Annotated in this window: 9 protein-coding genes; 2 read left to right on the forward strand and 7 right to left on the reverse strand. The window is 63.7% G+C overall.

The annotated features are described in order from the left end of the window. Nucleotides 1-80: 80 nt before the first annotated feature. From Q7T45_RS27605 to Q7T45_RS27615, 3 genes are all read right to left on the reverse strand, one after another. Nucleotides 81-902, reverse strand: coding sequence for an AraC family transcriptional regulator (locus tag Q7T45_RS27605; protein WP_304875231.1), 822 nt, complete (start codon nucleotides 900-902; stop codon nucleotides 81-83). Between the two features lie 310 nt (nucleotides 903-1,212). Beyond that, on the reverse strand, nucleotides 1,213-1,863 hold the full coding sequence (locus Q7T45_RS27610) for a glutathione S-transferase family protein (protein WP_304875232.1): 651 nt from the start codon (nucleotides 1,861-1,863) through the stop codon (nucleotides 1,213-1,215). Between the two features lie 227 nt (nucleotides 1,864-2,090). Next, nucleotides 2,091-3,308 carry an ABC transporter substrate-binding protein gene (locus Q7T45_RS27615; RefSeq protein ID WP_304875234.1) on the reverse strand — a complete coding sequence of 406 codons (1,218 nt, stop codon included), beginning with the start codon at nucleotides 3,306-3,308 and terminating at the stop codon, nucleotides 2,091-2,093. 310 nt (nucleotides 3,309-3,618) lie between these two features. Between Q7T45_RS27615 and Q7T45_RS27620 the strand changes: the two genes are divergently transcribed. Then, nucleotides 3,619-4,830 carry an acyl-CoA dehydrogenase family protein gene (locus Q7T45_RS27620; RefSeq protein WP_304875235.1) on the forward strand — a complete coding sequence of 404 codons (1,212 nt, stop codon included), beginning with the start codon at nucleotides 3,619-3,621 and terminating at the stop codon, nucleotides 4,828-4,830. 178 nt (nucleotides 4,831-5,008) lie between these two features. Here Q7T45_RS27620 and Q7T45_RS27625 read toward each other — a convergent pair whose 3' ends face one another. From Q7T45_RS27625 to Q7T45_RS27635, 3 genes are all read right to left on the reverse strand, one after another. Further along, on the reverse strand, nucleotides 5,009-6,220 hold the full coding sequence (locus Q7T45_RS27625; RefSeq protein ID WP_304875237.1) for an acyl-CoA dehydrogenase family protein: 1,212 nt from the start codon (nucleotides 6,218-6,220) through the stop codon (nucleotides 5,009-5,011). A 200-nt stretch (nucleotides 6,221-6,420) separates the two neighbouring features. Continuing rightward, nucleotides 6,421-7,578, reverse strand: coding sequence for an acyl-CoA dehydrogenase family protein (locus Q7T45_RS27630; RefSeq protein ID WP_304875238.1), 1,158 nt, complete (start codon nucleotides 7,576-7,578; stop codon nucleotides 6,421-6,423). A 195-nt stretch (nucleotides 7,579-7,773) separates the two neighbouring features. Then, nucleotides 7,774-8,910: an acyl-CoA dehydrogenase family protein gene (locus Q7T45_RS27635; RefSeq protein ID WP_304875240.1), complete on the reverse strand. Its 1,137-nt coding sequence runs from the start codon at nucleotides 8,908-8,910 to the stop codon at nucleotides 7,774-7,776. Nucleotides 8,911-9,196: 286 nt separating this feature from the next. On the opposite strand from Q7T45_RS27635, the gene Q7T45_RS27640 reads away from it, so the two are divergent. After that, a complete protein-coding gene (locus Q7T45_RS27640) occupies nucleotides 9,197-10,774 on the forward strand; it encodes a long-chain fatty acid--CoA ligase (RefSeq protein WP_304875241.1) in 1,578 nt (525 codons plus the stop codon). Nucleotides 10,775-10,930: 156 nt separating this feature from the next. Here Q7T45_RS27640 and Q7T45_RS27645 read toward each other — a convergent pair whose 3' ends face one another. Beyond that, a complete protein-coding gene (locus tag Q7T45_RS27645; RefSeq protein WP_304875243.1) occupies nucleotides 10,931-12,442 on the reverse strand; it encodes an NAD(P)/FAD-dependent oxidoreductase in 1,512 nt (503 codons plus the stop codon). Between the last annotated feature and the right edge of the window lie 96 nt (nucleotides 12,443-12,538).

Genomic DNA, 12,538 nt, shown 5'->3' on the forward strand with positions numbered 1-12,538 from the left:
ACGCGCGCAATGTTCGCGGCGGATCATGCGGCCCGCTTCATCCGGCTTCTTGCGTCAACGCGCTATCGCCGGTTCCGACCTCAGGCCCGCCCCTGGCGCAGGCCGGCAGCGGGCATGCCGGGATCGCTGCGGTAGATCGCGAGATCCCTGGAGCCTGAGAAAATCGCGCGCGGCTTCAATCCATAGAACCGGCGGATCGAATGGCTGAAATGGGTGGAGTCGGGATAGCCGATGTCCTGCGCCAGATGCGCGAGGTTGAGGTCCTGGTTGGCGAAGTGCAGCAGATGCCGCGCGCGTTTCCAGGCCCGGAAGGCCCGGAACGAGATGCCGGTCTCCTGCTTGAACAAATGCAGGAAGCGCGACGAGGAAAGCCCGGCCTCCGCGGCACAGCTGGCGGCCGTCACCGGATCGCCGCAGAACCGGCCGATCTGGGCAATCGATTTGATGACGCGCGGATCGAGCGAACGCGGAGGCAGCGCTTCGCCGAAGCACATGGTGTCGAACTCGGCATTGCTGATGTCGTCGCCATGCTGCCGCTGCTGCAACGCGCGATAGGCGGCGCGGACGCGTTGCGCAAAGAACGGAGCATCGGCTCCCGAAAGCCGCGCGGCGAGTGTTTCGAAGGCGCCTTCGCGGACGCTTTCCGGCTCGATGACGAGGCAGATCGCCGAGCGATGGTCGCTGGCAATGGTATGACGCACATTGGGCAGCACAACGGCCAGCTCGCCGTAGCTTTCGTAACCCGTGGCGGTGGTCAGCCAAAGGCCCGCCTCGATCGAGACATAGACATGAAACGCACCCGGGCAGCGTTGCCGCGGACGGCCGAGCAGGCCGGCGTAAAACACCCGCTCCGGCGTAATCAGCATCAGATGGCCGGATTCCCGGCGCGCGCTGTCATTCATTTCCGTCCCCTCCCGGGAGCAGGTCTGCTTCTTGCCGCGTGGGTGCGGGCTCTCTGGCGGAGCAGGCGGCAGAATACAGAAATCGCGGCGGATGTCACCGCGATAAAGTTCGGGAAATGCTCAGGATTTGGCCGGTATTCGGGGGAGCGCGGTGAGCGGAAGGCTCTGGCAGCGTGCCCCGGATGCTGCGCAGCGCTCTTGCGGTGCGCTGCTGATCCGGGGTCCATCTTTAGGCTGAGAGTGGGTCCCGGCTCTGCGGAGCAGCGCCAAGTGCGCTGCACCGCGTCCGGGACACGAAACGCATTGTTTCTCAGGAGCGCCGCGCGACCTTCTGCTGGTCGCCCGCCAGCGTTTCGGCGGCGACCGCCCGCTGGTAGCCGTCGCGGGCCTGCAGGCGTTGCCAATAGGCTGCGACGTTGGGCCCAAAATCCCTGGAAAGACCGATGTTTTCCGCCAGCCGCAGCGCATAGCCGATCACGATATCGGCGGCGGTGAAGCGCCCGGCGACCAGCGTCTCCGCGTTGGCCGTGGCGGCCTCGACCGCCCGCAGCCGGCCCAAAAACCACTTGGCGTAGTCGCCGGCCACCTGCGGGTTGCGGCGTTCCTCGGGCTCGAGCTGGGCGTAACGGAGCACCAGCGTCTGCGGAAAGGTCAGCGTCGCATCACTAAAATACATCCAGTTCAGGAACGCGCCATAGGCCGGCTCGTCGACGGCGACCATCAGCGGCGTCGGCCCGTGCCGCGTGCCGAGATAGTGACAGATGCCCGTGGACTCCGTCATTTTGGTTTCGCCGTCGATCATGAACGGAATGGTCCCGAGCGGATTGATCGCGAGATATTCCTTGGCGAACACCCGCGGCGGGAACGGCAGCATTTTCAGCTCGTAGGGCAGCCCCATCTCTTCCAGCATCCACACCGGCCGGAACGAGCGCGCGGCGTGGCAATGATAGAGCGTGATCATCTTACATCCCTTCACTTTCCCTCATGGTGAGGAGTGCGTCCGGCAGCGCTTGCGCTGCAGGCGCACGTCTCGAACCATCTGGCGCATTCCCTGCTCCCATCCTTCGAGACGCCGCGCAAGGTGCGCGGCTCCTCAGGATGAGGATACTGGTTGCGGCAGCCTGCCGATCGGATCGGCATAGCATGGCGGGTCTTGCAGAAATACGAGTAATGCGACCGCCGCCACGATCAGAGATTGGCCCCCTCGATGATGCTGCCGAACCGGACATAGCCCTTGCCGTCCCAGCGCTGCAGCAGCATCTGCCGCAGCGGATGGTGGTTGGTCGGGCTGGTGTTGACGCGGACGCCCGGCAGCAGCGTCGGAACCTCCAAATTTTTCAGATTGTTGGCCTGGGCCATGATGCTGTCGCGGGAGAAATTGCCGTTGCACTGCTCCAGCAATTTACGCAGCACCGAGGTGACCGTATAGCCATAGGCATTGAGGAACTCCTTCGGATTCCCGTCGCCATAGTATTTCGCCATGAAGGCGAAATAGTCCTTCATCCCGGCGTCGTCGGCCCATGCCGGATCCGAGGGGTCCTTGATGTAGGTCGAGGTGATCAGGCCGAGCGCGCGTTCCGGCCCGACTGGCATGATCGTCGAGGACACCGACGAGGCGCCGCTGGTGACGAAATGCATCGGCTTCCAGTCCAGCTCGAAGACTTTTCGGATTGCCTGGGCGGCGAACCGCGCGGTGACGCCGGAGATCAGCACGTCGGCGCCGCTGGCGCGCAGGGTCACGATCTGGGAATCGACGGTGGGATCGGTGACTTCATAGGACACCGCCTTGACCCGGGCCTCGTATTGCGCGCCCAGTACGTCCTTCAGTCCGGCGACGAAATCCTTGCCGAGATCGTCGTTCTGATACAGCAGCGCGAATTTGGCATCGGCCTTCTGGCTGAGCGCATATTTGGCGAAGACCTGGGCTTCGGTGCGCGAACTCGGCGCAAAGCCCATGGTCCACGGATAGGTCTGGTAGTCGCCCCATTTGTCGCCATTCACCGACAGGAACAGATGCGGCACCTTGTTCGCATTGATGTATTTGACCACCGCCGAGTTCGGCGACGTCCCCAGCATCGAGAACAGGAAAGCCACATTGTCGCTTTCGATCAGCTTACGGGTTTGCTCGACGGTCTTGGCCGGATTGAAGGCGTCGTCATAAAAGACAAAATTGATCTTGCGGCCGGCGATGCCGCCCTGCTCGTTGATCATCTTGAAATAGGCATCCGAGCAGCGCGCGATGGTGCCCAATGCCGAGACCGGGCCGCTCAGCGACGTGGTGCATCCGATCTTGATCTCGGTGGCGGTGACGCCGGGGGTCTCCTGGGCGCGGGCGGGGCCGGCAAGTGCTGCAACACCGGCGGCGGCGGAGCCCGCCAGCAGGGAACGGCGGTTGAGCGATGTCATGCTTTTCTCCAGGTTACGTTGAACCCTTGGCTTGCGAACTTTGCGCAGGCGTTGCATGCAGTCTCGGAGAAAATCGATTGCGTATCTTGCGTTTAAGCGCTGATCAGCTAGTCGACACAAGACGGTGCGACTTGCTTCCTTCTCCCCTTGTGGGAGAAGGTGCCTTCGCGAAGCGAAGGCGGATGAGGGGTCTCTATCCGCGGAGACAGACCCCTCACCCGTCTCGAATGCGCTGCGCGCATTCGATCCACCCTCTCCCACAAGGGGAGAGGGAAGGAAACGGCACCTCCTGAGTAGAAAGGCCAGGCCAATGGATTTCGAACATAGTCCGAGAGCGATCGAGCTACAGGAAAAGCTGTCGGCGTTCATGGCGCGGCACGTCTATCCGGTCGAAGGCCTCTATCAGGAGCAGGTCGAGAACGGCCATCGCCATCACCGCCCGCCCATCCTGGAAGAGCTGAAGCGCCGTGCCCGCGCCGAGGGGCTGTGGAATCTGTTCCTGCCCGGCGAGCATGGCGCCGGGATCAGCAATCTCGACTACGCGCCGCTGGCCGAGATCATGGGCCGGGTGTCGTGGTCGTCTGAAATCTTCAATTGTTCGGCGCCCGATACCGGCAACATGGAAGTGCTCACGCTGTACGGCACGGCGGAACAGAAGAAGCGCTGGCTTGAACCGCTGCTGGCGGGCGAAATCCGCTCGGCGTTCTCGATGACCGAGCCTGAAGTGGCCTCCAGCGACGCCACCAACATCCAGTGCAGCATCCGCCGCGACGGCGGCGACTATGTCATCAACGGCCGCAAATGGTTCACCTCGGGCGCGATGAGCGAGGATTGCAGGATCCTGATCGTGATGGGCAAGACCGATCCTGACAATCCCAACAAGCATCTGCAGCAGTCGATGGTGCTGGTGCCCCGGGAGACGCCCGGCGTTCGCATCGTGCGCGACATGCGCGTGTTCGGCTATGACGAGGCACCGGTCGGCCATCCCGAGATCGTCTATGACAACGTCCGGGTGCCCTTGGAAAACATCCTGCTCGGCGAAGGACGCGGTTTTGAAATCGCACAGGGCCGCCTCGGGCCCGGCCGTATCCATCACTGCATGCGGCTGATCGGCTGTGCGCAGCGCGCGCTAGAGCTGATGTGCGCCCGCGCGCAATCCCGCGTCGCCTTCGGCAAGGCGCTCGGCGAGCAGGGATCGGTGCGCGAGGACATTGCAAACTCCTGGTGCGAGATCGAACAGGCGCGGCTGTTGACGCTGCGGGCTGCCGAAAAAATGGATCGCGAGGGCAACAAGGCGGCGCGCGACATGATCGCCGCGGCAAAAGTCGTGGTGCCGAGCATGGCCGCCCGCGTCATCGACCGCGCCATCCAGATCCACGGCGCCGCCGGCGTGTCGCAGGATACTTTCCTGGCTGAAGCCTACATGTACGCGCGTTTCATGCGGCTCGGCGATGGGCCGGACCAGGTGCACCTGGCGCAGTTGGGGCGGGGATTGCTGAGGCGGCATGGGACGGCGGGGTGAGCGGGGGCACCATCGCCTCATCACCACAGCTGTCATCGCCCGGCTTTGACCGGGCGAATCCGCCCAGTACGCAGCGACCGCTCGGTTCGATTACAACCGCCTCTGGAATACTGGATCGCCCGCCTTCGCGGGCGATGACAGTCGTGATCGTTGCGACCTCCGTCGGCCCTTCCCCGCCTCATACATTACAATGCTTTCTTAACTCCAGCCTTGCGATCTGATTGCGATGAACCTCGTCCGGCCCATCTGCCAGCCGTAGCAGCCGCGCCGTCGCATAGGCCGCGGCCAGTCCGAAATCGTTGCTGGTGCCGCCGCCGCCATGGGCCTGGATCGCCCAGTCGATCACCTGGCAGGCCATGTTCGGCACCGCGACCTTGATCATGGCGATCTCGGCCTTGGCCTCGCGGTTGCCGACGGTGTCCATCATGTGCGCGGCATGCAGCGTCAACAGCCGCGACTGCTCGATCATGATGCGAGATTCCGCGATGCGTTCCTGGGTGACGGTCTGCTCCGATACCGGCTTGCCGAAGGCGACGCGGCTACGCGTGCGCACGCACATCTTTTCCAGCGTGCGTTCGGCCAAACCGATCAGCCGCATGCAGTGATGAATCCGGCCGGGGCCGAGCCGGCCCTGCGCGATTTCAAAGCCGCGGCCCTCGCCGAGCAGCATGTTGCTGGCGGGCACGCGGACATTGTCGAACACCACTTCGGAGGCGCGGTCGGGCACGCCGTAAAACCCGAACACCGGGATCGGCCGCAGCACCTTGACGCCCGGCGTGTCCATCGGCACCAGGATCATCGACTGCTGGCGGTGGCGGTCCAGATTGTCCGGATCGGTCTTGCCCATGAAGATGCAGATCTTGCAGCGCGGGTCGGTGGCGTTGGTGGTGTACCATTTGCGGCCATTGATGACGTAGTCATCGCCTTCGCGAACAATCGAGCTCTCGATATTGGTGGCGTCGCTGGAGGCCACGGCCGGTTCGGTCATGGCGAAGCAGGAGCGGATTTCGCCAGCTAGCAGCGGCTTCAGCCACTTTTCCTGATGCTCCCGCGTGCCGTAGCGCGCCAGCACTTCCATGTTGCCGGTGTCGGGCGCCGAGCAGTTGAACAGCTCGGGCGCAAGATGCGACCGTCCCATCACCTCGCACAGCGGTGCATATTCGAGGTTGGTAAGACCGGCGCCATGCTCGCTCTCGGGCAGGAACAGGTTCCAGAGGCCCGCTTCCCGCGCCTTCGGCTTCAGCTCCTCGACAACAGGATAGACTTTCCAGGGCCCGAGTTCTTCCGCCTCCCGATAGAACCGCTCTTCGTTCGGATAGACGTGACGGTCCATGAACGACTGTACGCGATGCTTCAGTTCACCGACTTTCTGGCTCTGTTCGTAGAACATCGACGACCCCATTCATGGTTCGGGAAGATCACTTACCTTCCCCTGGAGGGGGAGGGTCGACGCGCGTGAAACGCGCGGCGGGGTGGGGTGAAAGTCTTTCGTTACGAACAGTGCACGAGTTGATAGACTGTCACCCCACCCCGTCTCGCATCTTGCGATGCGAGCCAACCCTCCCCCTCCAGGGGAGGGTAAGAAAGTCACTACTTCTTCGCGCCGGGCAGCGTGCCCATCATCTTGCACAGCACCGACAGCATCACCTCGTCGGCGCCGCCGCCGATCGAGGTGAGGCGGCTGTCGCGATAGGCGCGGCTGACATGGGTCTCGTTCATGAAGCCCATGCCACCCCAGAACTGCAGGCAGGCGTCGGTCAACTCGCGGGCGAGCCGGCCGGCCTTCAGTTTCGCCATGGTCGCCAGCCGGGTGACGTCCTCGCCCGCGACCAGCGCCTCGCCGGCGCGGTAGATCAGCGCGCGCAACAACTCGACCTCGGTCTGCATTTCCGCCAGCTTGAAGTGCACGACCTGGTTGTCGAGGATGCTCTGGCCGAACGCCTTGCGATTGCGGGTGTATTCGATCGTCTCGTTGATGATCGTTTCATGCGCCTTGAGGCAGGCGGCGGCGCCCCATAGCCGCTCCTCCTGGAACTGGACCATCTGGTAGGTAAAGCCCATGCCTTCCTCGCCGATGCGGTTGCACTTCGGCACCCGCACCTCGTCGAAGAAGATCTGCGCGGTATCGGACGAGCGCATCCCCATCTTGTCGAGCTTTCGCGCGACCTGGACGCCCTTGCTCTTCATGGGAACGCAGATCAGCGACTTGTTGCGGTGCACCGGACCATCGCCGGTGTTGGCGAGCAGGCAGATCCAGTCGGCCTTGACGCCGTTGGTGATCCACATCTTGCCGCCATTGATGACGTAGTCGTCGCCATCGGAACGCGCGCTGGTCTTGATCGAGGCGACGTCGGAACCGGCGCCCGGCTCCGACACGCCGATGCAGGCCACCGCGTCGCCCGATATCGCCGGCGCCAGAAACTCGCGGCGCACCTCATCCGAGCCGAACCGCGCCAGCGCCGGCGTCGCCATATCGGTCTGCACCCCGATCGCCATCGGCACCCCGCCGCAATGGATCGCGCCCAGTTCCTCGGCCATCATCAGCGCGTAGCTGTAATCCAGCCCCTGGCCGCCGAATTCGACGGGCTTGTTGAGGCCGAGGAAGCCGAGAGTGCCGAGCTTCTTGAACATCTCGTGCGAGGGGAATTGTTCCGCCTTCTCCCATTCGTCGACGAAGGGATTGATTTCCGTTGCAATGAACTTTTGCAGGGTGCTGCGGGCGTCGTCGTGGTCTGCGGTGAAGAGCATTTTTCTAATCCATTCTCGCCATTCCGGGCGCTCGTCTTCTTCCCCCCTCCCCCCGCGAGCGCAGCGAGTGGTGGGGTGGGGTGGGGGGTGGGGGGTGCGTCCGCAAATTCACTGGCAATCGTATGCGCTGATAGACCCCCCACCCCCGACCCCTCCCCGCCACGCGCAAGGGCGCGTGGGAGGAGGGGAGAAGATTCACAATCCCATCTGCCTTGAGGCCAGATCCTTCATGATCTCCTCGCTGCCGCCGCCGATGGCGTTAACCTTGACCTCGCGGTAGATGCGCTCGACCTTGATGCCGCGCATGAAGCCGGCGCCGCCGAAAATCTGTACCGCCTCGGAGGCGCAGAACGCCATGGTCTGCGTCGCCTGGTTCTTCAGCATGCAGATTTCGGCGACCGGGCTTTCGCCATGGTCGAGCCGCCACGCCAGCATTTCCAGCATCGCCTGCGTTGCCGCCACTTTCTGAGCCATGTCGACCAGCTTGTGCCGGATCACCTGATGCTGCGCCAGCGGCTTTCCAAACGTGTGCCGCTGCTTGGCGTAGGCGGTCGCCTCGTCGAGGCAGACCCGCGCCGCCGCGGTGCAGCCGGCCGCCATGGTCAGCCGTTCGCTGTTGAAATTATGCATGATGATCTTGAAGCCCGCGCCCTCCTCACCGAGCAGATTGCCTGATGGAACGCGGCAATCGTCGAAATGCAGCGTCGCGGTATCCGAGGCCCACCAGCCCATCTTCTTGAGACTCGTTCGCGACAGCCCCGGCGTATCGCCCTCGATCACCAGCAGGCTCACCCCGCCGGGACCCGGACCGCCAGTGCGCACCGCCGTCGTAATGTAATCCGCGCGCATGCCCGACGTAATAAAAGTCTTCTCGCCGTTGACGACATAATGGTCGCCGTCGCGCCGCGCGGTGGTGCGCAGATTGGCGACGTCGGAGCCGCCGCTCGGCTCGGTAATCGCCAGCGCCGAAATTTTCTTGCCTGAGAGAATTTCCGGCAGCACCCGCGCCTTGAATTCCGGACTGCCGGCGCGCGCGATCGGCGGCGCGCCGATCGAATTGCTCTTCAGGCTGGCGGAAACCCCGCCGGCGCCGGCCCGCGCCAGTTCCTGCACCGCGACGATCCACATGAAATTGTCGACCTGCGTGCCGCCATATTCTTCGGGAAAGCCGAGGCCGAGCAGCCCGATGGCGGCGGCTTTTTCATAGAGTTCACGCGGAAACCCGCCCGCCTCGTCCCATTCATGGGCGAAGGGCTCGATTTCCTTCTCGACGAAGCGGCGCACCACGTCGCGATAGGCTTCGTGTTCGGCGGTGTAGAATGGGCTCGGCATCCGCTTCGCTCCCGTGATTCTTGTTGCGGCGCAGGATGCGCCGGAAACCGGCAGGCGAACTTGCGTCGAGTGGCTGGAAGTACACCGTCCGGCGCCCCAGATGCTAGCGTGGAAAGCAAAATCTCTCATCCGTCGTCCCTGCCTAGTGCGCAATTGCGCACTAGGCAGGGACGACGTTGAGAGAGTGGTGGCTACACCCCAGCCAGCCACTCGACGCAAGACAATATATCGCTACGCTCGCCAACTCATCACGCGGCCCAAGACCGCGATACCCCTGGAGGAAGCCTTGCCGGTTCGCCATTACGACTGGATCGCCCATTTCGGCCGCCGCACGCCGGGCAAGCCGGCGGTGATCGATCTCGGCAGCGGGCGCACATTCACTTACGCGCAATTCGACAGCCGGATTTCGCGGCTGGCCGCGCATCTGCGTGACCGGCTCGAGGTCAAGCGCGGCGACCGGGTCGCAGTGCTGGCGCTGAACACCACCGATACGCTGGAGGTGCAGTTCGCCTGCGGCCGGATCGGCGCGGTGTTCTTGCCGCTCAACACCCGGCTCACGGTGCCCGAGCTGCACTACATCGTCGGCGACGCAGCACCCGTGCTGATGATCCACGATTCCGAGCTGGCCGAGGTGGCGCTGTCGGTTGCCAAATTGTGCGGCGTGCCGTCCACCCTGCTGCTCGGACCCGGCGCCTCCTACGAGGCCGCGATCGCGGCCGCACCGCCGCTCGACCGGGCCGAAATCGTCACGCTCGATGACATCTCCACGATCATGTACACCTCGGGCACCACGGGCCAGCCCAAGGGCGCCATCATCACCCACGGCATGACGTTCTGGAATTGCGTCAATCTCGGCGGCCCCTCCTATATCTCGCCGTCGACGGTGCTGCTCACCGTGCTGCCGCTGTTCCATACCGGCGGACTCAACTGTTACACCAATCCGGTGCTGCATGCCGGTGGTACCGTGCTGATCATGCGCGCGTTCGATCCGGGCGCGGCGCTGCAGCTGATCAGCGACCCCGCGCGCGGCATCAACCAGTTCTTCGGCGTGCCCTCGATCTACCAATTCATGGCGCAGCATCCGGCCTTCGCAGGCTCAGACTTCAGCCGCCTCGCAATCGGCGGCGTCGGCGGCGCGCCGATGCCGGTACCGCTGCTGAAGGTATGGGAGGCACGCGGCGTCGCGCTGCAGCAGGGTTATGGCATGACCGAGACCAGCCCCGCGGTACTGACGCTCGACAAGGAGGATGCCGTGCGCAAGGCCGGCTCGTCCGGCAAGCCGGTGCTGCATACCGAGGTGCGGATCGTGCGGCCCGACGGGTCGGATGCCGGCGTCGGCGAACTCGGCGAATTGTGGGTCAAGGGGCCGAACATCACGCCGGGCTACTGGAACCGGCCGGACGCCAACAAATCGTCATTCACCGACGGCTGGCTGCATACCGGCGACGCCGCGCGGATCGACGAGGAAGGGTTCTACTACATCGTCGACCGCTGGAAGGACATGTACATTTCCGGCGGCGAGAACGTCTATCCGGCCGAGGTCGAAAACGTGCTGCACCAGCTCACCGCGATCGCGGAAGCCGCCGTGATCGGCATTCCCAGCGAGCAGTGGGGCGAGACCGGCATGGCGATCATCGCGATCAAGCCGGGCCAAGCCGTCACCGAGGCGGAGATCCACGCGCATTGCGAGGCCAATCTCGCACGCTTCAAGCGCCCGCGCCTGATCAAATTCGTCGACGCGCTGCCGCGCAATGCCACCGGCAAGATCCACAAGCCGACCTTGCGAAAGGATTTTGGCGCGGAGAAGGTAACGGATGGGAGCGTCCCTTACCCTCCCCTGGAGGGGGAGGGCCGGCTCGCATGAGCGCAGCGAAATGCGAGACGGGGTGGGGTGACGGTCTCTCGACGCGTACACCGCTCGACGCGATAGACCGTCACCCCACCCCGCCGCTCATTTCATTCGCGTCGACCCTCCCCCTCCAGGGGAGGGTAAGAGGATAGCGGCATAGACGGAGCGCCTTCACTCGTACACGAACGCGGGATCGTCGAGGTCGATTGCCGGGAACTGGTCCTTCTCGGCCCAGTAGTCCTGGCTGTGCTGCCATTCCGGCTTGTCGCCGCGCTTGGGCAACAGATGCATATTGCGCATCATGTAACCGGGATTGAAATTCTCCGGATCGATCCAGGCCTGCAGCGGCATGTTGCCTTCCTGCGGCCGCAGCGCGGGCACCACCTTCCGGGCGCCCCTCGCCTTCATGTGGCCGAGCAGGCGGCAGACGAAGTCGGCGACCAGATCGGTGCGCAGCGTCCAGCTGGCGCGGAAATAGCCGAACACCCAGGCCATGTTCGGAACGCCGGTGAACATCACGCCGCGATAGGTGACGGTATCGGCGAAATCGAGCGGCTTGCCGTCGATTTCGAAGGCGATATCGCCGAGCACATTGAGGTTGAACCCGGTCGCGGTGATGATGATGTCGGCCTTCAGCGTCTCGCCGGACTTCAGGAGAATGCCGTCTTTCGTGAAGCGGTCGATCTCGTCGGTGACGACGGAGGCCTTGCCGCTCTTGACCGCCTCGAACAGGTCGGCGTCGGGCACGAAGGCAATACGCTGCCGCCACGGCCGGTAGCTCGGAGTGAAATGCTTCTCGACGATCTCCTCATTGCCGGGACCGAGTGCGGCGCGAATGCCGCCGAGCAATTCCTGCTTGACCTTCTCCGGCTCGGTGAACGAGCGGCGGGTAAACAGATCCTGCTCGAACAGGATCTTGCGCCGCACGATTTCGTGGATCCACTCCTCCTTGACCTGCAGCCGCCGCAGTTCCTCGGCGAGCTCGATGGCGTTGCGGCCGGTGCGGAAATAGGTCGGCGACCGCTGCAGCATGGTGACATGCTCGCATTGGTTCGCGATGTTCGGGATCAGCGTCGCCGCGGTGGCACCCGAGCCGATCACGACGACCTTCTTGCCGGTGAGGTCGAGATCCTCGGGCCAGCGTTGTGGGTGGACGATGCGGCCCGTGAAGTCCGCCATCCCCTGCCATTCCGGGGTGTAGCCCTCGGAATGGCGATAATAACCCTGACACATCCAGAGGAAGTTCGCGGTGAAGGTGCGGATTTCGCCGCTGTCCTTGTCGACGGATTCGACGGTCCACAGATTGGTCTCGCTCGACCATTTAGCCGAATTGATCCGATGGCGGTAGCGGATGTGTCTTGCGAGATCGTTCTCGTCGATCACCTCGCCCATATAGGCGCGGATTTCATCAGCCGTCGCGATCGGCGGGCCGACCCACGGCTTGAAGCTGTAACCGAAGGTGTGCAGGTCGCTGTCGGAGCGGATGCCGGGATATTTATGGGTCCACCAGGTTCCGCCAAAGGTCTCCTGCTCTTCCAGCACGACGAAGGTGGTGTCGGGCAGTTGTTTGGTCAGGTGATAGGCGCTGCCGACACCGGAGATGCCGGCACCGACGATCAGGACGTCGAAATGCTCGACCGCCTGCGCGGCAGCCATCGAGCGGAGGGGCGCGGTGATGTTCATGCGTTTTAATCTTTGTTTGAACCGATGAGCCGTTGCCTGAAATTTTCTAGCCGCCAATCATCGAACAAACAAGGCGGTGACCTCATTGAGCTACAT

The sequence above is a fragment of the Bradyrhizobium sp. genome (genome assembly GCF_030646015.1).
In the GTDB taxonomy this organism is placed as follows: domain Bacteria; phylum Pseudomonadota; class Alphaproteobacteria; order Rhizobiales; family Xanthobacteraceae; genus Bradyrhizobium.